Raw genomic sequence first — 26,083 nt, 5'->3', positions numbered from 1 at the left:
ATGTTGCTTGCATCATAGCGCATCCTAGCTGAACACGCTCGATATCTTTGTGACTTGGTTTTCTTGTTTTCTTATGTAAGATTTGTTTCATGATGTTACTCCTTTGTTCTTTATGAGTCTAGTTTACATCAAAAAAATGCTGCTTGCCATAACCTAACCTTACAAAAGAGACTTTAATCTTACATTTTTGTAAGATTGGGGGAAATGTAGACATTTTATTAAAAATATTTTACCATAAGAAGAAAGTAAGAAGAAAACCCTTGCAGATACAAGGGTTCAAAAATTTTAGAATAGATTAGATGAATTTATATACTAACAGTAAAATAACTATTTCTACCTCACCAAAACCATCCTTCATTATCATCAATGGCTTGGGCTTCTTTGCGTTTCTATTTTAGCATTTAATAGTTATTGACTGATCTAACTTAAAAAAATAATTTCGGATAGAAATAAATTATCTTATATAATTATAAATATACTCGTACTTATAAAAGACATCCAATCCAAGTATTATAAATATCCTACACAATTTACACCTATAACTCCTCTTCTTAGGAATATCGTATGAAGTTTCTCATACTCAAATTGTTCATATTCAAATCGCTTGTATTCAAACTTCTCATATTTAAACGGTTCGTATTCAAACTTTTCATAATCAAAAACTTCAATTCCTATTTCTTTTAATACTTCTTCTGGCAACTCGTAATTTTGATCCACTAAACCAAATAGAGTAAATCCTGAATCGACACAAAATGATAGTACTGGATTATATATTGAAGAGTAAATTACAGAACCAGCTATCGATCCTACAAAACTACCAATCATATATCCTAGTACAGGAATTTCAATCAGAGATTGGCTCACAGAGCCCATTGATAAAGCACAAGTTGTCACAAACATTTCTTTTATTAATTCATTAACCATCTCAGCTCTACTCATGTTGCCAGTAGTGACTTGATACGAATTTTTCATTGAATTCATCACTAATACAGTCACTGCACCAACTACTGATGGATCAATAGATTTCATTGCACTACCACATAGCCCTGCCTTACAACTTGCTGTAATCGCTGCTGAAACTGTACCTCTTACAAATCCTTCGCCTGCACCTGTAATAGCCGCAAATCCTATCTTTTTGAATTGACATTCTTCAATTTCTCCATTTTTAATTAGATAAGCTATGGCATTCAATACTTCAGGAGCAACTCTTAATGCCATTGATATGGTTGCTGCAGTTAAGCCAGCTTTATACGCATGTCTTAAGATATTGGTATACTTAATCAATTCTTCAGTTGTTAAGTGTAAATCCTTAGAATTTACTCCACCCTCTTTAGACAATTTTGCAAGTTCACGTGCTTCCTGTTCCGACAAAGCAATCGATTCATTCCCCTTATTATCTTTAACTTTATCACTCAGTAATTTTAGAGTTTCTTCATAGCGATGAACTTGCTCCGGTCGCTTTACAGCTTCTTCTCTTATTTTTCGCTCTAAAAACATAGTAGCTTCTTTTAGCTGATCTGATGGAATTACTCTATACTGTCCTTTATAAACTGGATCACTCAAAATTGTGTCTGCTGAGTATCCTCTCTTCTCTAAATATAAATCTAAACTATCTTTTCCACCTTGAGACTTATATTCGCTAAAACGTTGAAAAATACTCTTAGCTTGTTGTTCTGCACTGGATGCTCCATTTTTATAATATTTTAAACCAAATTCAGCATCGAAGTTTATTCCTGTAATATCAGCAGAGCCAAAGTCATGGCTACGATCAACTTGTACCCTGTTTTTTGAAGAATTAATAGCTGCATTAATATTAAAAGTCCCAGCATGCCAAAACTCAGCAACATCTCCCTTTAGTGTATCTATACGTGCACCATTATATTCAAATTCATTTAGATTATTCACCAACTTCTTTATCTCTGATTCTACAGAGTTTAAATAATGTACACCAGCAGTATGTCCTGCAAAATTACCTGCGTGCTTTTGAAAGAATTCGTATCCTTCTCTAAAGCCTTCCATTCATTATCCCTCCAAGAACTCAGATAATCCATCCATATATAGTATAGCTGTCAGACCTCTGTATTGTTGATCCATGATTTTCTCTTTATCAGTTCCTGTAAGAAATTGAGTAACACCTAGCACTGCACCAGTAGCTAATGTAATCCCAGGGGCCAAAAAACCTAGTAGTGCACCTCCTGCTATCAAAGCTGCTTTATTTCCACCAACGACATCATTAACTGCATCTAAAGCTTGCTCTGGAAGTGATTTTGAAAATTCTATCTTTTCAAAGTCAGACTTATATCCACGACAAAAATCAACAAATTCATCATAAGTTTCTGGTTGACTAATAACTTCTGATACTAGCATCATCCCACGTTTTCCTAACCAACCATATTTCATTCCATATTTTTCAAATTTTATGTTCATGCTTGATATTTCATTCTTACTTGATTGATTCTCGCCAATAAAGAGTACATGTTGTTCAGAGGTTAAAGTTGCCATATTAGCTAGATAGTCCTTTTCGAGCCATACAGCTACTTCAATCGCACCATCTTTTGTGCCAACAATTAAATTATCTTCATCATCATTTGTACTTACAAGTTGACGTAAATAATTACCGTATCCATGAGTTTTATCATCGCAAACAATAATCAATTTTGTAACATTTTGTCCAAACATAAAGTTTCTCCATTTTTTTCTAAAATTTATAATTTTTTCTTCTTGATAAGTTTCATAATAGAATGTATAACATGTTCTACAATATCCATTAAAATAGTTTCATGCGCTTATTATACCATTTAGCCATAGATTCTGACAAGATGAAAAAAAGCCTTGTCTTCTATAATACAAAGCTTATTTTCTTATTTAACTCACCAAAACCAGCCTTCATTATCGTCAATGGCTTGGGCTTCTTTGCGTTTGCGTGGACCTGTTCCGTACATTTCTGCTTCGATTTCTTCCTTGGTTGGCATGACAGAAGCTAGGATGATATAGATAATCACGCCAAGTCCAAAGTTTGCGACTGTAAAAATGGCAAATAGGAAACGAACAAGGGTAACATCAAAGTTCCACTTGTCTGACAGACCTGCCAGAACTCCTGAAATCATGCGATTTCGTCTCATCTTATAAAATTTACTGTTCATGTTATTTCCTCTTTCTGCTAGGTTAGACTTAGTATATCACGGATAGGCTAGGCTTTCATCAGTCCTCAGGCTGATTTACTAGTAGCAACTTTCCTCGACAAAGTCCACACCGATAGCGTTTGGTATCAATCCTACGCTTGCGATGATAAGTTTGCTGGCAGGATTGGCAACGATAGAGCTTGATTGGCTTGGAGTTGCTATTGGGCAAGGTTGGCACAAAGCGTAATCCATCCACTGCTTTCAACAGTTCCTTAAAATCCTTATCCTTGTGTTGATAGCCCTTCCCTTGAAAATAGAGGTGATAATGACAGAGTTCATGGCGGACAATTTTCCTAAAAACATCCAACCCCAGTTCCTGATAAACCTTGGGATTAAAATCCAAATGCCCATCTTTGGGGAAAAATCGCCCACCTGTCGAACGTAGACGAGAATTCCACTGAGCTTGATGGATAAAAGGTCTACCGAAGTCTCCTAGTGAAACCTGCTTAACGTAATCAGTCAGTTTCATTTGGAGCTAGCAGCGACAGATTGACTTTTTCACGTTCAGTATCGATTTTCTTAACCCAAACCGTTACCAAATCTCCGACTGACACTACTTGGCTAGGATGTTTGATAAATTTGCGACTCATGTGAGAAATATGAATCAAGCCGTCCTCGTGAATCCCGATATCAACGAAGGCACCGAAATCAACAACGTTACGCACCACACCTTCTAGCTTCTGACCAACCACTAAGTCTTTGATATCTAGGACATCTTGCCGAAGTACAGGTGCGTCAAAGGAATCACGGAAATCTCGACCTGGTTTGAGAAGATCTGCAATGATATCTTTAAGGGTTTCTGGACCAAGGTCTAGCTCTTGCGCCATTTCTTTGACTGAAAGCGACTTGAGTTTGCTTTGGGCCTCTTCGTTCAGTTCCTTGATATCCAAGATTTTGAAGAGTTCCTTGACGGCAGCATAATTTTCTGGATGAACTCCTGTATTATCAAGGATATTGCTACTTTCTGGAATGCGAAGGAAACCAGCAGCCTGCTCAAAGGCCTTAGCACCAAGACGTGGAACCTTCTTGATTTGGGCGCGTGAAGTGATTTTTCCTTCTTCCTCACGGTATTTGACAATATTTTCAGAAATGGTTTTATTAAGTCCAGCAACATGGGAAAGGAGGGCTGGACTGGCTGTATTGATATTGACACCGACTTGGTTTACCACTGTATCGACAACAAAGTCCAGACTTTCAGACAATTTCTTCTGACTGACATCGTGCTGGTATTGACCGACACCGATTGACTTAGGATCGATTTTGACCAATTCAGCAAGGGGATCTTGCAAGCGACGGGCGATTGAGATAGCAGAGCGCTTTTCAACGGTCAAGTCTGGAAACTCCTGACGAGCTAGTTCGCTGGCAGAATAGACAGAAGCACCACTTTCATTGACGATGACATAGCTGACTTCTGGAAAATCTTTAAGAACTTCCGCCACAAAGGCTTCACTTTCCCGACTGGCCGTTCCATTTCCGATGGCAATAATTTCCACGCCATACTGGCCAATCAGGTCGGCTAAGTCTCGTTTTGCTTCTTCAATCTGACGAGCGGAGGCTGGTTTAACAGGATAGATGACCTGTGTTGTCAGCATTTTTCCTGTCGTATCAACGACTGCCAGCTTGGCACCTGTACGAAAAGCAGGGTCAAATCCTAGAACCACGCGCCCTTTCAGCGGAGCAACCAAGAGGAGATTGCGCAGATTGTCAGAAAAGAGTTGGATAGCTCCTTCTTCTGCCTTCTCAGTTAATTCTGTCCGAATACGGCGCTCGATAGCAGGCAAGACTTTTTTCTTAACAGATTGCTGAACAACTTCATCAATATAAGTATTTTTTACCTTGAAACGAGCAGCAAAGAAGGCAAGAATACGGTCCGTAGCATGTTCAAAACCGACCTTCAAAATCCCTAGTTTCTCCCCACGATTGAGCGCCAAGGTACGATAGCCTTGCATATTTACAACTGTTTCAGAAAAATCATAGTAAATCTGAAAAACCTGTTTTTCATCAAGACTTTCATCCTTAATTTGAGAAGTAAGTTTAGAGTGTCTCAGCACCTCCTGATAAGTCATAGCACGTAAATTGACATCTTCCGATAAGGCTTCGACCAAGATATCAACTGCACCAGCCAAAGCTTCCTTCCCAGTCGCAAATCCTTCACAGACAAACTTCTCAGCCTCTCTCTCTAAGTCAGCTACATTCTGCAAAATCAGGCGAGCAAGTGGGAAGAGTCCTGCTTCACGAGCAATTGTTGCCTTGGTCCGACGTTTTTCCTTGTAAGGAAGGTAGAGTTCTTCTACATCTGCTAGTTTTTCGGCAGCTAAGATAGCTTCTTCCAATTCCTTTGTCAGCTTGCCTTGTTCTTGAATCTTAGTCAAGACAGCTTCCTTTCGGTCATTGAGATTGGTCAGACTTTTATCCAGATCGATAATGGCCTTAATCGCCACCTCATCCAAACTACCAGTCATGTCCTTGCGATAACGCGCTATAAAGGGAATAGTCGCCCCTTCAGCTGTCAAACTTAGAACAGTATCAATTTGCTTTAAAGTCACTCCCAAATCCTGGGAGATTTTTTCATATTTTTTATCCATGAATCTATTATACCACAAGCTGGAAGGCTTGCTCCAATCCTTTTCATACTCAATGAAAATCAAAAAGCAAACTAGGAAGCTAGCCACAGACTGCTCAAAACACTGTTTTGAGGTTGTAGATAAGACTGACGAAGTCAGTCACATATATACGGCAAGGCGAAGCTGACGTGGTTTGAAGAGATTTTCGAAAAGTATCAACTATCAAAAACAAATTAAAAAACTCCCTTTTCCTCAAAATAATAGTATAATAGAGGTAGAATTTAGAATCGAGGTACACCTATGGCTGTAAAATTTACAAAACGAGACGATTTGGACAAGATGTTTGAAGAGTTTGCGAAACTCCCAGATTTGAAGCAAGTCACTTTCCCTGATGACAAAGAGAAAAAAGTCAAAGCAGAAAAGAAAAACTAGATGACTGCTTTCCAACAACTCCCATCTAGTGTGCTTCAGACTGGAGCCATTTTTCTCTCCATTATCATTGAAGCCCTCCCCTTCGTTCTGATAGGAAGTATTGTCTCAGGTCTGATTGAGGTTTATATCACACCTGACAAGGTTTATCATTTTCTCCCTCGAAATCGTTGGGGGAGAATCTTTTTTGGGACCTTTGTTGGGATACTTTTCCCTTCTTGCGAGTGTGGAATTGTCCCTATTATCAATCGTTTTCTGGAAAAGAAAGTTCCTAGTTACACGGCCGTTCCTTTTCTTGTGACTGCACCAGTTATCAACCCCATTGTTCTATTTGCGACCTATTCTGCCTTTGGCAATTCCTTCCACATCGCTCTGTTACGAGCTCTGGGTTCCATTATTGTAGCTGTGATACTAGGAATTTTTCTGGGATTTTTCTGGCAAGAACCCATTCAAAAAGAAAATCGTCTGGCCTGTCATGAGCATGATTTTTCTCACTTGGGCCCTGCAAAGAAAGTTTTTCAAGTCTTTGTGCAGGCCATTGATGAATTTTTTGATACGGGACGTTACTTGGTATTTGGCTGTCTCTTTGCCTCTGTTATACAGGTCTACGTTCCGACTCGGATTCTGACTTCTATCAGTGCGACCCCTCTTTTTGCCATCTTGCTCTTGATGCTTTTGGCCTTTCTTCTCTCTCTCTGTAGTGAGGCGGATGCTTTTATCGGAGCTTCTCTTCTCTCGAGTTTCGGCTTGGCACCAGTTCTGGCCTTTCTCGTTATCGGCCCAATGCTGGATATCAAAAATATTCTCATGATGAAAAATTACTTGAAAGCACGCTTTATCAGTCACTTCATTACGATTGTGACTCTGGTAGTTTTAGTCTATTCTCTCTTGATTGGAGTCATCCTATGATTCGATTTTTAGTTTTAGCTGGCTATTTTGAACTGACCATTTATCTCCATTTGTCGGGCAAATTAAACCAGTACATCAACATGCACTATTCCTATCTGGCCTATATTTCCATGGTGCTTTCCTTTATCTTGGCAATCGTTCAATTGTATATCTGGATGAAGCAAGTCAAAACCCACAGTCATCTGAACAGTCGATTGGCGAAGGTAACGAGTATTGCTCTTCTGGCAATTCCAATTGTTGTCGGTTTAACTTTCCCAACTGTTAGCTTGGATTCTCAGACCGTTTCTGCTAAAGGCTATCATTTTCCGCTATCAGAAGGAACGGATCAAGCCATTCAGACCAGCGAAGGGACGACAAGCCAATATTTGAAACCAGATACCAGTTCTTATTTCTCAAAAACAGCCTATGAAAAGGAGATGCGAACGGCAGCAGATAAATACTTGTCCCAAGATAGCATTCTCATCACGAACGAAAACTATATGGAAGTCATGGAAGCCATATACGACTATCCAGATGAATTTGAGGGAAAGACAGTCCAGTTCACAGGCTTTGTCTATAATGACCCCAGTCATGCCAATAGCCAATTTCTGTTTCGCTTCGGCATTATCCATTGTATCGCGGATTCTGGTGTCTATGGATTGCTGACCAAGGGAAATACCCGTCAGTATGAGAATAACACCTGGATAACAGCCAAAGGAAAACTAGTCAATCACTATCATAAAGAACTCAAACAAAATCTTCCAACCTTAGAAATCGATAGCTTTACCAAAGTCGATAAACCAGAAAATCCCTATGTGTATCGCGTGTTTTAAAAGAAAAATCGAACAAGTTCTCTTCTGAATGACAGAAAAAGAACCTGTTCGTTTTTTGTTATATGATAATTAGTGACTTGTAGATTTTTATCTTATACCATTTCAAGTAATACAAGTGGTTCAGTGAGTATAAGCGAGCCACTCATTAATTAGACTAGCGATTTCTCTAGGTGCTTCAGTATAAAGCTCATGACCAAAGTTTTCTAAAAAAATAGTATCAAAATAGCCTGGCAATTCTTTTAGGGCTTCCTCTCTCCATCTAGCTTCATTAGGATATCGAGGACTAATAAACAAGGTATCTCCCACTTCTCTCTTGAAAGCTTGTATTTTCCGCCGTAGTCGAAGAATCGCTTTTATTTTTTCATAATTTATAGCTAACTCATATCTATCATACTCCGCATTCCAGTGATAAGACTGTCTTACAGCTTCCTCCATATTTTCTGACCAATGCTTTGCTTCGGATTTCTCTTTAGAGATAAGAAGATTTAAGTCCGAAACGACTTGAGATTCGATATAGTTTTTAGCTTCCTTTAACTCTGTATCTAAAGGTAAAATTTTATCTAAATCTATATAGCCACCATCCAAAAGAATCAGTTTTTTCACTTCATGAAATTCCGATGCGAGATAACGAGCCAAATCCCCTCCAAGAGAATGGCCTATCAAACAGATATGTTCTTTCTCAACAATCTTATTTTTAAACCATGCTTTCAATTCTGTTTCATCTCGAAGATGATTTTCATACGGATTTAGAAAACAGACCTGCGAATCTAGTTCTTGAAGAAAATCCTTGCTATGATAGACATTGCTTCCTAGACCGCCAATAAAAAATATCTTCATTCAATTATTTAATACTATGCTTATTCATCTTTTGTTCAAAGATAGTCGTGATAATCTGACGCAATTCTTCGCGTTCTTTTTCTGGTATATCACCACTTGTTTGAGCTGCAGCGTAGAGTTCAGGGTGTTCAATTGAAATACGTTTAATCGTACGTGTCGTAGCATGTTTTCTGACAAAAAACGGGATTCGCTTAATCAAGTCTTGTGGGACGAGCGCAAGAATCTTCTCAGCGGTTTCCTTGTCACTAATCTTAGACGTAGTCAGCCCCTTCTTAATCATTTCCTGTTCTTTTGCTGTAAAATCTTTTAATTCCATCTGATTAATCCTCCAATTTTCTCTAAGTTAAATTATATACCAATCCAGATAAAACTACAAATGGACTGTTTGGAAATACGAGCAATACTGTAAAGAAGACTCTGATTTTTAATTATGAATCTTCCTCCTCAGTCACTTCCCATACTTCTGATTGATAGCCTTCCCCATCAATATCGTATCTTTGGATATAACCAATAAATGTTTCATTTTTTCGTGGTTTCTGGCTATTAACGAATAACTCATCAAAAATATAAATAAAAGATCCCCCAAAGTGAAAAATCTTATCTGATTTTTAAAGTATATCGGAAGAAACTTGGAGAAGTTACCACAAAAAAACCATAATATTCATATTAGTTTTCACCATTACGAATATTATGGAGTCAATAACTGATATTGATTTTAAATCCAATTATTTTATATAATTCCTAATCTTCCTGCCAAAATATATACGTAATATTTTCTAAATGAACGATATACTTAAACTCTAGAAAATCTGGCTCTTCATAATAATCAATAGGATCAAAGAAAAAATAATCATACTCAATTTTTTTAGAACGTTTGTATATGTACAAGCTATGAGGATGAGTTTTGTTACCCCAAAAATCTATCTCTATATGACCAATATCCTTCTCTTTATAATGTCTATCTATAAATTGATTAACAGCCTCAACATATTCCATTATTTACCTCATAATTATTAAGAAACTTAACTTAGCATTCTATACTAGCAAATGAATTAGACAACTTAATTAACTAAATTACTTTCTTTTCCAGATTCTATAGCTTCTTTTAATAATTCAAAATCAACAAACTCAGCTAATCGACAATAATCACAATCGTTTTTACCACAACCACCAGTAAAATCAGCTGTATTCATATGAGACCAGAAGTTTTGAATTTGTGATGTAACTAAGTCTAAATCCTCTTTCGTAACTTGTATAGTGTGAATTGAATAGCCATTTTCAGTACTATTATCATCAAGAAAAATATACTGAGTTTCAATTCGTTTATCAGTCGTATCTATTTCAGAAGAATTTTCTAATAAAAGATTATAGAAGACTGCTTGACGCCAATAATCATGTCCAACTTCTAGTTCCTCAACACCTCTTTGAGCAGAACCTGTCTTATAATCTACAACTCGAATAAGATCATTATCAAATTCAAGCTTATCGATAATCCCATTGATTAAGTAATTATCTCCTAATTTAACACGAAGTTCTTTCTCTAAGGAAACATGCTCCCCTTTTAAACTATTAGGAATATAATGTTCAAAAAGATTAGTCAACAAGTTATGTCCATATTCTTTTAATTCTTCTACAGACATTGTATCAATGATTTCCTCTTGATGAGAGTACAATGAACTATCATAGAATTCAATTGCGTCTTCTAATTGTAAATCTTCTTTATAGATTTTTTCCATTGTTTCATGAATTGCAGTCCCAAATACGGGACCTGTGGGGGCATGATTGATTGTTATTTTTGTAGATTTTTCTTTTGCTCCTGCTGATAATCCAACTGCTTGAGATAACTGTAAAACATCATCAAAGTAGATACTCTTTGGACAATGCAGGTAACGATTCAATTTGCTAACGCTTAAACTCTTATAATTTCCCCGTGTTTGTTGATAGGTGGCAATATCTAAAGCTTCAGTATTATCAAATTTAGGTTCTGTGTTAGCTAATACTTGGAGACAGTAGTCGCATGGGTAATTATCTCTGTCCTTTTTCAATACTCCACAACCACAGTTAAAATCGCCTTGTTTAATTTTCATAATAGATTCTTTAATCTGATTAAGCACTATATCAACTTCTTTTTGAGTGATTCGTATATCTTCAGTTTCAGAAAAACCATCTTCATTAGTTGAATTCTCAACCAAAACATATTTAACAAGTATTTCTTTGTCAGAAATATCGATACCGGCATTTTTGAAGAGGATATAATAGAATACAGCCTGACGCCAATAATCACCACCAAGGGGTTCTTTTTCACTCGGAGCTACTAATTTCTTTTTAGCATTTTCAAAATTTCCTGTTTTATAGTCGACTAGACGCACTATATTGCCGTCGCATTCAATTTTATCGATTTTTCCGTTTATCTCGATATCAGATATTTCCGATAGGTCTACGGTGGTATTTAAAATATCGCCTAGTCGAATACCTTGAATAGGTACCTCAACTGCAACTACACCATCTTTGAGGTATCCAGCTTTCTTGTAAAGATTTTCAATAATCTTTTTCCCTCTAGCATAGTCATCTTTCTTTATTCTATCTGAAGTCAATTGATAAGATTTTTCTTCAAAGACTGTCTCAAATAATTTTAAAGCTTCTTCTGGAGAAAGTACTGTTTTTGCAGTTAATTCTGAACTTTGTGAACCATCTACAGATATATATATTTTTTCTAAGACTTCGTGAATAATGCTACCAAATACCATAGCTTCGTTCGTCTCAGAAGGTAATTTTAATCCTTTATTGAAATAAAAACTCAAAGGACATTTAAGAAAAGCATTTAATGTACTAACGCTTAAACTCAATTCGTCAAAAATTTCATTGAGAACATCGTTAGAAAATTTCGGTATTACTACTTTATCTACAGATTGACGATCCTCAAAAGATTCTGTCACGTCTACCTCATCAATAAATTCCTCAAATTCATTAATTAAGTGGGTTTTAGTAGAATCATCAGAATAAGAGAGATGGAGCACCTTCTTTGCCCGAGTCATGGCAACATAAAACAAGCGACGGTTCTCCTCTTCTTTTAGTTGAGATTCATTTTCATCTTTTCCATTTAAACTTGGTGGATAAGCGAATCTACCTGAATTATTTTCACCTCCCGGCCAAGCTTCACTCTTTTTCTTTCCATCATTGCATTTCATTATAAACACATGATCAAACTCGAGTCCTTTAGAACCATGAGCTGTCATTAATTGAACGCAGTTACTTGGAGAACCTGAGATATCTTCAATTGGTAGACTAATTCCCATTTCTTCTAAAGATGATAATTGATTTAAAAATCCTTTGACAGTCAATTTAGGATGGATGTGGCATTCCATCAACATTAACTTGTAAAGTTCATTTAAAACAGAAACCAAATGATATTTTTCTTTTGACTTCATAATATACTCATCGATACTTAAAGATTTTAATACATCGCTAAGGACATACATAGGCGATAGGTATTTTGATGATTTATTTACTTTTTTTCGAATGATTTCTAATTTTTGATCAATTTCTGCTATAGTGGGGATTGAAATTTTTTCATCTTTCTTTAGATTTCGCATCATTGCGATTTGTGATAGTTCTACCTCAAAGAAATCAAAATATACAATTTTTCGAAGTTCTCTAACATTTCTTAATGATTGGCAAAGATATTTTAAAATAGCTACAATTTTTTTGAAAAAAGGTTCATTAAATAAATCTTTATTTTCTTTCATTTGAACGAAAATACCATTATCACGAAGAATCTTCGCAAACTCTTCTCCGTAAGAATTTCTTCCATAAATGACTCCGATTTCATCAGGAGATACACCCGAATCAATCAACTCTTTAATCTCAGTAAGTACACCAAACATTTCAGCTTTTGCATTTGCGTAGGATTTCAAGATTGGCAAATGATAGTCATAATCTTTGTTAGCTCCTGCTGCAATAAGAAGTTTCTCTTCTCTTGGATTATGACTAATTAGTTGTCTTGAAGCGTCAATTATAGCTTGGGAAGAACGGTAATTTTCGTCAAGTACTATTTTCGTAGGTTTATACTTCTTATCAAAATCTCTAATATTATTTGCACTTACTCCTTGGAAACGATAAATACTTTGATCATCATCCCCTACAACAAAAATATTTGGATTATCTTTTCCTTTTACTAGTAAATCTACAAGTTTATTCTGAACAACTGAAGTATCCTGAAACTCATCAACAAATAAATATTTTATAGCATCAGATACACTTCTTTGAAAATCGTCATTTTCCTCCAACTTTTCAATTGTCCATAAAATCATATCATCAAAGTCAAAATAATTATGTTCACTAATATCATTGCTGTATTTTTCTACAATGTCAACTCCAGCAAGTAATTTTTTAGTATTTTCTTGTAATTCGTTTATGGCATTATCTTTATAATCTCCAGCTTTCTTATCTTTAGTCTTTCTAGCATATTTGAATTTACTATACAAATCGTCTCCAGGTATGGATAAATCAATCATTTTAAAGTATTCATCTATCTCTTTTTCAAAATCCTCTTTGTTCAGATTTTCACGTTTCATTTTATAAAAAAGTTCTAGTAGCTGGTCTTTAGCAGAATAACGTTTACCAGAGTTTTTATAAAGAGGATTTCCTTCTATAACATATTCATCCATAATTTCTTTTAGGATTTCATATTTGGCTGCTGTTGAGATAATTTGGGGTTGTCCACCGAAAATTTCAGAGTTTCTTAAGATTAACTCACTACAAAAAGCATGGATTGTCGATACTCTTACCTTACGTCCTTCTTCTCCAATCAATTTTTCTAATCTATCCAACATTTCTGATGCACCTGCCTCTGTATATGTTAAACAGACAATTTCTTCTGGACTTGTATGATAATTTGTTAAAATATTTGCGACACGACGTGACAGAATTTGAGTTTTACCTGTACCAGGACCAGCAATAACCATAACAGGTCCTTCCACCGTATCAACTGCTTTTTTCTGTTGTTTATTAAGTTTATCATATTCTTCATTAAATAAAGTTTTAAAATCTTCTGTTGCCATCGTTTTACCTCACTTAACTATAAGTACTTCTTTTGTGTTAATTATACCATATTTAAAAGCGTTTTCACATATGGTGTTAAATACTGACTTAAGTATTTTAGAATCTATAAGAGAAGAAAATCTAAATATTAAAATCACTTCGTTTTGTTTCAATAACTCTCATTGCCGCTTTAACTGCATGAAATTCATCAATCAACTTTCCAAGAAGATGGTAATTTTGTCTAGTTAGTCTTCCGGACATTATTTTTTGGGAAATTTCTTGGAAACTATTTAAATGACTCTCTACACTTAATAACATTTCCTTAGCATCCTTTAAGTAATATTTTCTTGCTAAATTTTCAACTTCTTCCTTGAATGAGTCAACATTATATTCATGAATGGTAATCTTCTTTCCTTCCATAATAACATCATTTGCCTCATAACAAGTAATAAATTTTTGTTCGATTGTATTACATACAAAAATTACCCCATAATCCGAAACATATTTTTTCTCTTCTGGCCGTTGTTCGACCGTCGAATCATAAATAGTTAAGCTAGCAATTTGCCTTCCAACCCATTTAGAAAGAGAGTCTGCATTCACCTCAAACCGTTCCTGAGCTCTTTGTGCAAAATGATCCGTCCATGTATACTGGGGTGCATAAGAAAGTCCCATACTTTTCTCCTTTCATGGATTATCTCTTTAAAACTTCAAAAAGTAATTCAACTCCATCTGAATATACAACTACCTTGTCTCCTTTATTGAGACAACCATTGATAATTAACTCTGACAATGGTGTTTCAACTAATTTTGTAATACCTCTCCTAATTGGTCGAGCGCCGTTTTCAGGATCATATGTCTTTTTAGCAAGTAATTCGATTGCATCTTCGGAAAATTCCAGTTCATAACCACTATCCTTAATGATGTTTACTTCTTTTTCAAGTAATAATTTTGTAATTTGAAGAATTGATTCTTCCGTAAAAGGTTTAAAGGTTACAATTTCATCTATACGATTTAATAATTCTGGACGGAAAAAGTTTTGAACAGCTTCCATCGTCTGTTCTCGAATGGTTTGTTCAGATTGTTCTTGCGTTTCAATTCTTGAAAAACCAACCTTTTTATCTTTTTTAATGGCATTTAAACCTAGATTAGAGGTTAAGATAATAATCGTATCGGTAAAATCAACTTTTTGTCCCATAGCGTCTGTTAGGATACCATCATCAAAAACTTGTAACATTAAGTCATAAACTTTAGGGTGAGCTTTTTCAATCTCATCCAATAGTACAACTGCTTTCGGATTTCTTTTAACAGCATTTGTTAAAACTCCCCCTTGACCAAATCCTTTGTAACCTGGAGGAGCACCAATTAATTTTGAAACTTCATGTTCTTGTTGGTATTCTGACATATCCAATCGAATAAGATCCTCTACTGAACCTGTTAGCTCTTCTGATAATATCTTTGCTGTTTCTGTTTTACCTACGCCACTAGTACCTAGGAACAAAAAGACTCCGATAGGACGTTTAGGATTTCTAAATCCTGTTTTTGAACGAATTACAGCTTCTGCAATCGAATTTGTAGCATCTGATTGACCAATAACTTTTTCTGCTAAAGTATTTTTTAAATTGGAAAGACGAAGTAACTCTTGTCCCTCTGCTTCTTTTCCAACCTTCATATCTTGTTCCTTAACTTCAACACCTGCTTTTTGTTCTACTGCTTTCTTTATGTCATCTTTTGAAATTTTAAGCTCATACTTACTAACAGTTAAGTTGTTGCGAGCTCCTAGAAATTCACCAAGTTTATTTTCAAGTCTTTCTCTTATTTCTTCTATAGCCTCCTCATTGTATTCAATAGCTTGTGCTTTTTCCAATTCTTCCTTCAACTCATTGACTTCATTTTGATAGTCTCTAATCAGAGTAACTTCTTGTTTTGCTTCAATCCGGACCAAAGCACCTGCATTATCAATGATTGTAAAGGCGGAGTCGGGCAGTTTTTCTCCTTTTAAATACTTTTTGGCAAGTCTCACCGCTAGTTCGATTGTGTCTTGTTCAAAATTTACATGATGAAAATTTTCATATGCAGGTGCTATTGTCTCAACAATTTTCACTGTATCTTCGATACTTGGTTCCTCTACAATTACTTTTTCAAAGCGACGTACAAAAGCAGTGTCACCTGAAACATATGTATTCCACTCTGACGGGGTGGTTGCTCCAATAATTCGAAAATCTCCCCGTGCCATTAAAGGCTTGAACAAATCTGTTAAAGATTTGGCTCTTCCTAACATATGAATTTCATCAATAAATAAGATAATATCTTTTTCCCGCTTCATTTCTTCTATGAATCTATTGATACCTTCACTCGTATAGGCATTCAGTGTTGCATGTAAATCATTTAAATTAAATTGAAGGATTTTCTTTCCCTTAAGAGATAAAACCTCATCTCTAGAGATACGCATAGCAATACCGTCTACAATAGCCGACTTACCAACGCCTCCATCTCCTAGTAGCACTACATTGTTTTTATCTCTACGTGTGAGGGCAATCTCCACTTTTCGAATCTCATCATCACGTCCTACAACCTCCATTAACTCTCCATTAAGAGCCTTCGAAGTGATATCTGTAGCTATATCATTTAAAAGAGAGTAATCTGGATTTGATAATTTAGAGGAGATATGTGCTGCTCTTTTTTCTTTGCTGGCTCTATCTCTCTCCGCTTTTCCATCTGTTAGCGCACGAAATCTAAACCATGAATTTGTAAAAACATCTAGCAATCCATCTTCTGAGTAACTATTTCTACCACTTAACAAGTATTGTTTGTAAATTAAGTGATTTGCATTTGTTTCCTGCTCTTGGGAAATTCCAGATAGAATCCAATAAGAATCAATGACACCATCAGGAGAATTTTGCAAGCGCATCTCTTCAGCAAAATCAAAGATAGATTTCATATATTCAGACATTGGAAATTCATCACATTCAGCAAAATAGTAAGAAGAGGGTGCTTCTTTTATGATTTCTACAGGTGAAGAAGTAATTTGATTATGGATTATCCTTCTTTTAGAAAAAGCTTCTAATTCTTCGCTCTCAATATTGGTACGAGGTCTACTTCCAATCATTTTTCCATTAGCAAATTCCTTTAACAATTTGCCTTTTGTTAAAGAATGATATCCTAAAGCATAGCCAAGCCCTGTATCACTCACATCCAATAAGCAAAAAAGAATATCCTGACTCTCCACAACTTTATACTCCTTTTGAAGTATCCGATCATGCAAAGCTTCCAGGGCAAGTTTTAGTTGGCGACTAACTTTATATTTTACAGTATGTTTTTTTGACATGTGATTTCCCCTTACAATAATTTTTTTAATGTTTCCTTAACATCTTCATCAAGATACAATACTTGTGAATACATATCCTCTACATTCCAAGCAAGAATTTTCCCATCTGCTAAGTGTCTTAGATCAGATAAAGTTAGCGAAATCAAATCACCACTAACATAACTCCCATGAAACTCTATTACTTCTTTTATATTTTCTAACCATTCTATTTCAAAATCATCTCTTATTTCACATTTATACATCTATTGTTACCTTCTTTCCTTATCTGTATCTCTATTATAAACGAAGAGGTAGACAAATTTTGTCTACCTCTTCATTTTTTATAATTTTTTAATGTTTTTTCAAGAGATTTTTGTATTTCTTCAATCAACTTTGTAGGCGATAAAAGAGTTACTGCCTCACCTTGCCCTAGAATCCATCGTTTGAGACCTGGTGTATCTTGGCTTGTAATTCTTACTTTTATTTCATCATAATTCTCAGAAAGAATTTTATGCTCTGGAAACTGATCTAAAACAATTTCAGCATTTCCTTTATAGATCAAAGTAACATCAATTTTTGTTCCTTCAAAAGCATCTACTTTTTGATTTCGAACATCCCCATCTCTATACTTATACCCATATGAAATCTGTGGTTTCCTTATATGAGATTTACTAAAAGTCTCAATTCTATCAACACGAAACGTTGTATACTTTTCATGTTTCAAATGGTAAGCAACCAGATAAAAATAGTGGGCATCATAATATAGAGAAACAGGGAAAATGATGTGGCTTTTAACATCTTTCAACGGAGCTTTATATTTTATGTCGAGCATTTGTTCACTACGAATAGCTTCCGACAAAATCCAAATTGTGTCGATTCTATCCTTATCATTAGTCAGTGACTTATACTTTAAACGCTCACTTTCAATAATGGCTTTTACATCATTTTGTTCTTCAATTGAGAGCAAAGATAGAAGGTTATCGAGCAATGATTTTAGTTCGGATTTGTTTAGTGCACGATTCTCCAAAAGAATTTTTGAGATTACCAAAATATCCTTTTTATTAAAAGTTGTTTTACCAATCAGACGATAGGTATTATCTGAAGTATCGAACTTTATCTCTGTATTTGATATAAGCTGATCTTGCAAAAAACTTTTCAAAGTACTTATATACCTTTGTGCAGTCCTATAATCAATCCCATATTCATCACTTAATTGAGCTTTTGATAGCCTCTCACCATCTTGTAAACGGATAAAAATTGCTAAAAGGCGTTCTTGTGGTTTCATATTAGACATTTGAGTCACTCCAATAATCTTAATCTTCTTTTTCGGTTATCAAGTCAAAAATATCTCTAAAAGCTAATTCCTTTAGGAATTCCAAAGCCTTAAAGTCACGAACTGAGATTACATTACCAGAGGTTATCCCACCACCCTGTTGACTTGTTTGACAATAAAAGAAATGAGATTCAAGATCTTGCAAAAAATTGTCTTTAACTCCAACTTCTTCAAATATTTTATTAAATAATTTCTCCCAAGCTCTATCGTATTTACGAAACACAAATAATGGTTTCTGAGGGTTCTCATTTACTAAATACTTATAGATTCTTCTTAGGACAATATAAGCACCTAAACGAGATAGGTCTGAATTGAGAAGAATCTTCTCGCCAATACCATCGTTACCTAATTTTGGATCTTTACATGAGAAAGGGTATATTTCCAAGTTACATATTTTTTCAGCTATTTTACGAGCTTTTTTACGTTCCTCAGTATTTTCATCCCCTCGTTTATCTTTAAGATTTCTCATGTTTTTTCCATCTATTCCCAATAATTGGGCGTAGTATTGTGCTATATAATAATATTTTTCAGACAGAACCGGTTTTTTGCTATTGCTATGTTTTTTTAGTATATACTCTTCTTTAAAAAACTCCTCTTCTTCTGCAAACATACTATCTAATTCACGCGATAAGTTGCTTTTGTCGCTATAAATTATATTAGTAATTTCTTCATCTCCAATTTTGTCCAATTTATATCGTTCTTTTATGATATCTTTTATATCAGGCATATCATCTCTTGAGTAATCTTTTAATATACTTTGTATCTTCTCAACTGACTTTTTACTACTACTACTATCTTCATTTAATAACTTATAGGTTTTTCCAAAATATTCTACTAAGTCTATACTCTCTAGCCCTTTGTCAATGTCACTATCTTCATATTCTCCCAAATATCCCCTCGGATTTTCCATGCAGTGGAAGATGACTGCATTGTCAATATTTCCATGAAAATGGGTTGGAATTTGATAACGCATATTTACATGTTTACTTTTATTCTTAATTTCTTTTTTAGTTTCTTTATCAGCTTGTTCCATCCACTGCTTATCTGTATCTAAAATATCCAACCAAGAAAAATCATTATTAGAATCAGGATTATTAATACTATTTACAAATTCTTTAATTAAACCAGAGTCTTCATCTTGTTTTTTGTGCCAAGGACTAAATGTTTTTAAAAATTCATCTTTATCTTTATCTTTATCATTTAATACTTTGTCTAAAATTTCTTTAGGTTTACCTTTATCTAATAATGCCTGCATAAAAACTTTTTCTATTTCTTTTTTTAATTCTGTTCTTTTTTCTTCATTTAGTTCTTGTTTATCTCTACCTTGTATAGAATCTAAGGCATCTTGTAATGATTTTTTTAATAATTCTAAAAGTTCCTCTTTTGACATAAATCTATCCTCAATTTTATTATTTTTATGTTAATTGTTAATTTCATCAACAATTTCATTTTACCACATTCTATAGACAATTAATGTCTATATATAAAATTTCGTCAATTTAAATAGTATTTTCCAACTGATTTACTATCAGTTAATAAAAACATTAAATCAATACTTTTGTAAAACAATCAAATTCTGAAACATTGTTTTCTAAGAGGTGAAATCTTATGTATCAGTTAAATAATTAATAATCTTTCCAAAATACATAGGAACTATTCTCTAAGTTAATAATCTGTTTAAAATGAACAGAGTCATCCACTTCATAATAATCTATGTTATCAAAATTAAAGAAGTCACACTCAAACTCTTCAGATTGTTTTTGAATTTCTAAAAAATATCGAGAATATTTTTCAGAATCCCTTATTCCTATTTCTATACTTTCAATACGGTCGTGATCTGCTTTTTGGTAGTAATTTTCTATAAATTGATTCGCAGCTTTAATAAATTCCATGTGTGACCTCATCTAGTTTATAAATCACATCTTTTCTCTCAATAATGATTTTACAGTCTAGTTTCTCCTTTGTAATTTTGTCCAACAATTTCTTATTGGGATTTATTGCTGTCGGAAATCCTACAGATTGAAGCATTGTAAAATCACCAGTTGTATCCCCATAAGCGTAGGATTTTTCGAAATCAATAAACAATTTTTTTAAAACTTGTAATTTTGAAGCTGAATCCCACATAGGAATCACTTCTCCAGTGTACTTACTATCAAGTTGAAGATAATTTGTTGCATACCAGATATCTGCGCCCAATTTTTCTGCCATTTTTGAGACCAAGAAATCAGGAGAACCTGAAATAAATATAATCTGGTGCCCCTGTTCCTTATGCCATTTGATCCGATCACGAGTGTATCGATAAAGTTTTTTACTTTCTTTTTCAATGACTTTTTTGGCGACAAAATCAATATCACGTACATCTTTATCTGCAATATACTTTGTATAAAGTTTTGCAGCAATATAAAGATAGTCATCATAATCCAGCTCTCTATTTTCCCAAGCATTTTTGTGAAACTTAATTTCAGATTTGACACTATTAGGAAAAACATCATAGGAAACACACTTCTCCATATGCTTTAAAAGTAAAGAATCTCTAAAAATTGTTCCATCGATATCAAATATAGCTGCTATTGGTTTATTCATTTTTTTCCTTTCTAATTACATTTAATTAAAAGATAATTTTAAAAACATATTTTTAATTGTTATAAAATAAAATCTTTAAAATTTCTTTATAGTTATTTAAAATATCTTTGTTTTTCGAAAATAAATCTTGGTTATCATTAAAGATTTTATAAAACTCGTTAAAGTACCATAGTTGTTTTTTCGGATCCTTTGAATTAAAACGGTCCCATAGTAAATCACCAATTATTAAGTAATCTTGATACAGTTCCATTAAATTCGCTAATTTATCAGAAAAAGTTACAAGTAAAACTTTTCTTAGCGACTCATCTTCTGCTACTTCTCGAAATTTTGCCAATTGAAGCTCTTTACGAGTTTGCCAATCTTTAATTGATTTATCTTCAGATTCCAAAGACATATATGAATAAACTTCATCATTAAATTCTTGTTTAATATCTTCAAGACTGACATCGGTATCTTCAACAGTATCGTGTAACCATCCGGTAGCAATAATATTAGAATCTTCTGTTAGTGTTTCTAATATATTATTGACCAAAAATAAGTGAAATGAATAAGGTGTGATTTTCCCTTTTCTTGTTTGATTTTTGTGAGCAGTTAATGCGAATTCTTTGGCATTTGTCATAAAACTATTTCCTCCTTTTGTCTCTGTTGAATATATATTTTTTATTCCACTTTTAAATTTAAAAATTTAGTAAAGTTAATCAACAACATACACTATTCTTCTGGAAGACATTCTACTAAATCTAAACCTTGGTTTACTAGAAATTCAAACATCTTTTTAGATAAGTGAAGTTCATTATTATGGAGATAAATCTTTTCATTTTCATCTTCCTTATAAGCATACGCTGGTACATGAACTACTTTCCTACCTTTTACTGGAACAAAATATAATCTCAAAAGTTCAAATAGTCTTTTTGAATTTTTTACAATAGCTTTCAATTTATTACTCCTTATTCTTTTCTACATATTCTTTTAACTCAGGAATTGACGATTCAAGTGATTCTACGAAAAAGAAGATTTCTTCTTTTTCTTTTTGCTTTTCTAAAATAGGGATAATTTCATCTTTATGTTTTAAATAAAATTCATTTTCTCTTAAATAATCATCATAGTAATCAAGTAAAAATTGAACTGAAACAATTTCATCACATTCATAGTATCCATAAACTATTAGGTTTTCAGCTGTGTAAGGTAAGTCTTTTATAGTTTTAACATCTATACTTATATCTTTTGTTTTTGAATTATATGTAATTGTTGCTTCTTGTTCCTTAACAAAATTCTGACTAGCTTCAGCATCTACATACTCAAATTTGATTTGAATATCTTGACTACAAACATATTCCTTCATTTGTCTTATAAGAACATCATCTGTATCTTGAAATAAAGTACAATCAAAAAAGTCATCTATATTATTCTCAAAACACCATCTACCCTCAGCAGTAAACCACATGTTGCATATATAATAACCATTTTCTTGAGTCGTTCTTGCTGAGACTACATCTGATATGTCAGATTGACTATCTATAATATCAGTTGGATAATAAACATATTTATTTCTTTCTTCTTAAATTAATAGAAAATACTCTATAGTTTTAAGATTTGATGCTTTAATATAAACTCTGCCATGTGCTTCTGATGAATTTGCCATATATTATTTACCTTCTTTCTCTTATTTCTATATAAGTATTATACAGCATAAGATAGACATATTTTGTCTATGGTATAATATTTTTTAACAAATCAAAAACACATAATACAAGCCTTAAAAAGCATTGATACTATGTGTCTTGACATAAAAATATTGACTTTAATTAAATTCTAATAAAAGACTATACCAGAAGTTAAAAAATGAAATAGTTAACAGAATAATATTTTGATGTTTGTACAATGAAATCATATTTTAAGAAGATAGATTGCTTTAAACTTACTACAATTAATTAAAAAAAGTTATTACGAGAGCTAGATTTAAAGCTATTTAAGATCATTATAGATAACAGCTGCTTGATTATCAATAGATTTAAATTCTTTAACAGATTTAGTGAATTTAGGGATGTTAATAATTCGCTTATTTAGACATTGAGCAAGGTGTTGAGGTACATCTGATCCATCCCAGTTGCCATAAAAGAAACTTCTATTTCTCCATTTATCTAAAGATTTCTGGGGAAATTCTGAATTAGAGAAACTGCGTTTATATAATTCTGGATAATCTTTTTTTAAATCCTCTATATTAGAATATTTCACAATAGTTTCTTCACTAGTTTCTATTTTACCCCCTTCTTTCCTTGTTGGGAAAGGATACTCTGAGGAATGTTCGTAAGCTTTCTTCCAACCTTGAATTTTATAAACACCAACACAAACACCACGATATAATGCAAGAGCATACTCTAAGTCTTTTTTACGTGATTCAGAAATATTCCAAACACCACGTACATTGTGATAAATATCTTCTGTAGTGTCATCAGCTTGAAAACTACTATTGATTTTAATGAGTACACATTTCTCCTTAATTGTTGAAAAATCAAAATCAGATAAGGCGTAGTTATCAATAAAATTATCAATTGTTCTAGCCTGAATCAGTCCATCTTTGGAGATTGTCGTTTTTTCTCTTTTTGACGCATGCCCGCTAACTATATTTGTTAATTCTTCATCCTCTTTTGAAAAATTAATAAGATTAATTAATGCTGATTCAGCCATAAAAGCTTCGTGCTCTGTTAAACCAAATTTAATGATTACAGGTATAATTTTTCCCTTATGTTTTCTAATAATTTGAATTTTTTTACTAATTTGTATGTTTTCTTCTTGAGCTACTTCTGTCAGTGCTTCGTCAATATGTGATATTAGGCGAGTTCCCTCTCCTTTACCAATATAGAAAGGTAGTTGCTTACCTTCTTCATATAGTCCGTAAACATAGTATTTATCTTTTTCGTTTTTGGTAGCACCAGTAATATCGTTTAATTTTTGATAGTTCATTTTTTTGCTCCTATTTAAATATATTATAAAAGTTCTGCTTCACACTATTAGAAATTAATTAAAATAATCTGTTTATTCTACCTTCTTTCTGATTCTGAACTATTTATAAGTTAAACTATATTTTCTTTAAAATCAAGTAAAATCCTAGAGAATAATCTAAATAAGTTTGGGGACAATATATAGGTTTACTAATAACTACACAATACAGTATTTACGATAGCATTAAAAAGAGTCTGTTATATTTATTTTATAAATCTTTAAATAATTTGCTCAAAGTTTTTGAAAATTCTTTTGTAGCATAAATTTTATCTTTTCCATCTCCTTTTAATAAGTGCTTAGCTCTTATAGTGGCATTTCTTGGGTTACTGGAGCGATAACATTTTTCATAAGTTTTTAATTCAGGAATAGCGTTAGTCCATTCAGCATAACCACGCGCGATAAGAATAGTTACAGGTGATTTGCTTTTATCCGCAATTCTTTCTTTAATCAAATTAAATAAAAATTGTTGAGTAGGAAGATATCCTTTTTTCTTAACTAGAGTAGTGATTTTTCTATCATAATCAACAGAATGGTAAGGGAAAAACTCAGCTAAAGCTATATGTTTTGCAAACCAATCTACATGTTCTTTATAATCTTTGTTTGTTTTAAACTGTTCGCCCATACCTGCGTCTTCGAACCAGAATTTAAATTTTTCTGCCGTATATCCGATTTCATCACCTTCATCAAGTTCAAAGGCATGGAATCCTACTTTTTTTAACCGTAGACTATCTAAGCAAGTTTGCTGATAATCTTTATTGTTGTTGTAAAGTCTTTTATATTTATCACTATAACCAGGGTTTTTGGACAAAATGATAACGTCAGCATTTTTAATATCCCCTACAAATTGTTGAGGGTAGAAATTTAAGTGTAGTTCAGTGCTTTTAGAATCTTTACCTTTCTTTTCGGATTCTAGTATAGTTTGAATGATTTCCCAATCATCACGCGCGACGATAACTTTTTTACCTTCGTGAGTCGTTGTTAAAATGTCATTCCAAGGGTTTTTAGTTGCGGTCATTTTGTTTTTCCTTTCTTTTTGTAGAATAACTACATTTTACCATTTTTTAATATCAAATACAAAATAGATTTTATTATTATGTTTTCTATTATAAAACAAGCTGAGTAAAAACACTTTTGAATATTAATAAGTAGGACATTATTTACATCCCCTTTCACATCACAATACTTGACGTTCGGCATACGTCGATTCTACTAAACTGTAACGAATTCTCATTGCCCAGTCTACAAATTATTTTCAATACTATAGGACAGATAGAATTAACTAAAAAGTATAAGACTAGTACAACAAATTGTAAGTATTTTGAGAACAACGATTAATTAAAAAAGAATGACGGTGAGATTTATTACTTTTATTTATCCTAAAAACCGAAATCACTTTATTAGTTTATTTTAAAGCTATTTTTTGCCCACAATCTACCAGCTAACAATTTTTTAATAGACTTTATTTTAAAATCCGAGATCTAATAACCATTTCGATTAGTTAAATCTTTCAATCTTTCTTCTCCTGATTTAAGCATCTCTTTCTCAACTTGATTCCATTCTCCAAATAGTAAATCATGAAGAACGGTTGCTGCTGAAGTCTTATCTTGTTCTGAATCATATACACAACTTCTATCTCGTTGATAAATTTGAATTCTTTCAAAGATAGCTAGTTCTTCCAATTGTCGTGTATTATCAGCTAGATGATTTACAATGAAATCATGATGTTCTTTTGGAGTTGCGCGTGCTTGATTTGGATTGATAGCGTAGAGTTCTTCGTATCGGATAAGGGTGCTCAGATAGGACAATTCAGGCTTTGTCGCAATTAAGGCTAATTGTACTTCATATCCCTTATTTTTCAAGAGTTGTGCTGTTTTCTTTGGAACATCAATCGTTCGTAAGGTTCCCTCTATCAACAGATTGTATCCCAAATGACTCAATTCGGTTACTAAAGACTCTACCATTTTCCCCGCAAAATCTTTGGTGTATTCAACACTATCTTTGCCATATTCTTGCTGAAGTTCTAAATAGTGTGGATGCTGAGAACGAAAACTATCACCATCTATGATAACAATATTTCCTTGAAATTC

General features: G+C 33.4%; 25 protein-coding genes. 3 read left to right on the top strand and 22 right to left on the bottom strand.

The window, feature by feature from the left end; genetic code table 11:
- Positions 1-510: 510 nt before the first annotated feature.
- From JQ841_RS04525 to JQ841_RS04505, 5 genes are all read right to left on the bottom strand, one after another.
- Positions 511-2,019 carry a hypothetical protein gene (locus tag JQ841_RS04525; protein WP_203180243.1) on the bottom strand — a complete coding sequence of 503 codons (1,509 nt, stop codon included), beginning with the start codon at positions 2,017-2,019 and terminating at the stop codon, positions 511-513.
- A 3-nt stretch (positions 2,020-2,022) separates the two neighbouring features.
- A complete protein-coding gene (locus tag JQ841_RS04520) occupies positions 2,023-2,679 on the bottom strand; it encodes a hypothetical protein (RefSeq protein ID WP_203180242.1) in 657 nt (218 codons plus the stop codon).
- Positions 2,680-2,870: 191 nt separating this feature from the next.
- Positions 2,871-3,143, bottom strand: coding sequence for a PspC domain-containing protein (locus tag JQ841_RS04515; protein ID WP_001085048.1), 273 nt, complete (start codon positions 3,141-3,143; stop codon positions 2,871-2,873).
- 58 nt (positions 3,144-3,201) lie between these two features.
- Positions 3,202-3,651 (bottom strand): SprT family protein, encoded by a 450-nt coding sequence (locus tag JQ841_RS04510; protein ID WP_203180241.1) that lies wholly within the window; start codon positions 3,649-3,651, stop codon positions 3,202-3,204.
- Positions 3,638-5,767: a Tex family protein gene (locus JQ841_RS04505; protein ID WP_203180240.1), complete on the bottom strand. Its 2,130-nt coding sequence runs from the start codon at positions 5,765-5,767 to the stop codon at positions 3,638-3,640. Before JQ841_RS04505 ends, JQ841_RS04510 begins: the two co-directional genes overlap by 14 nt.
- 279 nt (positions 5,768-6,046) lie before the next feature.
- Between JQ841_RS04505 and JQ841_RS10090 the strand changes: the two genes are divergently transcribed.
- From JQ841_RS10090 to JQ841_RS04495, 3 genes are read left to right on the top strand one after another with little or no spacing between them, the layout of a single operon-like run.
- Positions 6,047-6,178 (top strand): SPJ_0845 family protein, encoded by a 132-nt coding sequence (locus JQ841_RS10090; protein WP_000268689.1) that lies wholly within the window; start codon positions 6,047-6,049, stop codon positions 6,176-6,178.
- The gene (locus JQ841_RS04500; RefSeq protein WP_203180239.1) at positions 6,179-7,084 is read left to right on the top strand and encodes a permease; all 906 of its coding nucleotides are present in this window, start codon (positions 6,179-6,181) and stop codon (positions 7,082-7,084) included. It begins immediately after the preceding gene.
- Positions 7,081-7,896, top strand: coding sequence for a TIGR03943 family putative permease subunit (locus tag JQ841_RS04495; protein ID WP_203180238.1), 816 nt, complete (start codon positions 7,081-7,083; stop codon positions 7,894-7,896). The genes JQ841_RS04500 and JQ841_RS04495 overlap by 4 nt, the downstream gene beginning before the upstream one ends.
- 120 nt (positions 7,897-8,016) lie before the next feature.
- Here JQ841_RS04495 and JQ841_RS04490 read toward each other — a convergent pair whose 3' ends face one another.
- The 17 genes from JQ841_RS04490 to JQ841_RS04410 form a co-directional block, all read right to left on the bottom strand.
- Complete coding sequence (locus JQ841_RS04490) at positions 8,017-8,733, bottom strand: alpha/beta fold hydrolase (protein WP_203180237.1); 717 nt, start codon at positions 8,731-8,733, stop codon at positions 8,017-8,019.
- 4 nt (positions 8,734-8,737) lie between these two features.
- On the bottom strand, positions 8,738-9,049 hold the full coding sequence (locus tag JQ841_RS04485; RefSeq protein ID WP_203180236.1) for a hypothetical protein: 312 nt from the start codon (positions 9,047-9,049) through the stop codon (positions 8,738-8,740).
- Between the two features lie 425 nt (positions 9,050-9,474).
- A complete protein-coding gene (locus JQ841_RS04480) occupies positions 9,475-9,729 on the bottom strand; it encodes a hypothetical protein (protein ID WP_203180235.1) in 255 nt (84 codons plus the stop codon).
- A gap of 65 nt (positions 9,730-9,794) precedes the next feature.
- Positions 9,795-13,793 (bottom strand): ATP-dependent helicase, encoded by a 3,999-nt coding sequence (locus tag JQ841_RS04475; protein WP_203180234.1) that lies wholly within the window; start codon positions 13,791-13,793, stop codon positions 9,795-9,797.
- A gap of 121 nt (positions 13,794-13,914) precedes the next feature.
- Positions 13,915-14,445, bottom strand: a complete 531-nt coding sequence (locus JQ841_RS04470; RefSeq protein WP_203180233.1) for a hypothetical protein — start codon at positions 14,443-14,445, stop codon at positions 13,915-13,917.
- A gap of 19 nt (positions 14,446-14,464) precedes the next feature.
- Positions 14,465-17,098 carry an AAA family ATPase gene (locus JQ841_RS04465; RefSeq protein ID WP_203180232.1) on the bottom strand — a complete coding sequence of 878 codons (2,634 nt, stop codon included), beginning with the start codon at positions 17,096-17,098 and terminating at the stop codon, positions 14,465-14,467.
- Positions 17,099-17,109: 11 nt separating this feature from the next.
- Positions 17,110-17,340, bottom strand: coding sequence for a hypothetical protein (locus JQ841_RS04460; RefSeq protein ID WP_203180231.1), 231 nt, complete (start codon positions 17,338-17,340; stop codon positions 17,110-17,112).
- A gap of 71 nt (positions 17,341-17,411) precedes the next feature.
- Positions 17,412-18,362, bottom strand: a complete 951-nt coding sequence (locus JQ841_RS04455; protein ID WP_203180292.1) for a helix-turn-helix transcriptional regulator — start codon at positions 18,360-18,362, stop codon at positions 17,412-17,414.
- A 28-nt stretch (positions 18,363-18,390) separates the two neighbouring features.
- Positions 18,391-19,800 carry a hypothetical protein gene (locus JQ841_RS04450; protein ID WP_203180230.1) on the bottom strand — a complete coding sequence of 470 codons (1,410 nt, stop codon included), beginning with the start codon at positions 19,798-19,800 and terminating at the stop codon, positions 18,391-18,393.
- Between the two features lie 235 nt (positions 19,801-20,035).
- Positions 20,036-20,302, bottom strand: coding sequence for a hypothetical protein (locus tag JQ841_RS04445; protein ID WP_203180229.1), 267 nt, complete (start codon positions 20,300-20,302; stop codon positions 20,036-20,038).
- Positions 20,289-20,993, bottom strand: a complete 705-nt coding sequence (locus JQ841_RS04440) for an HAD family hydrolase (protein WP_203180228.1) — start codon at positions 20,991-20,993, stop codon at positions 20,289-20,291. The genes JQ841_RS04445 and JQ841_RS04440 overlap by 14 nt, the downstream gene beginning before the upstream one ends.
- 52 nt (positions 20,994-21,045) lie before the next feature.
- Positions 21,046-21,612 carry an HD domain-containing protein gene (locus JQ841_RS04435; protein WP_203180227.1) on the bottom strand — a complete coding sequence of 189 codons (567 nt, stop codon included), beginning with the start codon at positions 21,610-21,612 and terminating at the stop codon, positions 21,046-21,048.
- 92 nt (positions 21,613-21,704) lie between these two features.
- Complete coding sequence (locus JQ841_RS04430; RefSeq protein ID WP_203180226.1) at positions 21,705-21,929, bottom strand: hypothetical protein; 225 nt, start codon at positions 21,927-21,929, stop codon at positions 21,705-21,707.
- Positions 21,930-21,933: 4 nt separating this feature from the next.
- Positions 21,934-22,437: a hypothetical protein gene (locus JQ841_RS04425; protein ID WP_238395593.1), complete on the bottom strand. Its 504-nt coding sequence runs from the start codon at positions 22,435-22,437 to the stop codon at positions 21,934-21,936.
- Positions 22,438-22,958: 521 nt separating this feature from the next.
- Complete coding sequence (locus JQ841_RS04420) at positions 22,959-23,957, bottom strand: LEM-3-like GIY-YIG domain-containing protein (RefSeq protein ID WP_203180225.1); 999 nt, start codon at positions 23,955-23,957, stop codon at positions 22,959-22,961.
- A gap of 247 nt (positions 23,958-24,204) precedes the next feature.
- Complete coding sequence (locus JQ841_RS04415) at positions 24,205-25,011, bottom strand: hypothetical protein (RefSeq protein ID WP_203180224.1); 807 nt, start codon at positions 25,009-25,011, stop codon at positions 24,205-24,207.
- Between the two features lie 463 nt (positions 25,012-25,474).
- Positions 25,475-26,083, bottom strand: a 609-nt coding sequence (locus JQ841_RS04410) for a zeta toxin family protein (protein ID WP_203180223.1), incomplete at its 5' end; no start/stop codon positions are given.

The organism is Streptococcus mitis (genome assembly GCF_905187535.1).
Lineage (GTDB): Bacteria > Bacillota > Bacilli > Lactobacillales > Streptococcaceae > Streptococcus > Streptococcus mitis_BS.
The sequence above is the reverse complement of the archived record's forward strand: the minus strand, read 5'-3'. Positions and strand labels throughout refer to the sequence as shown.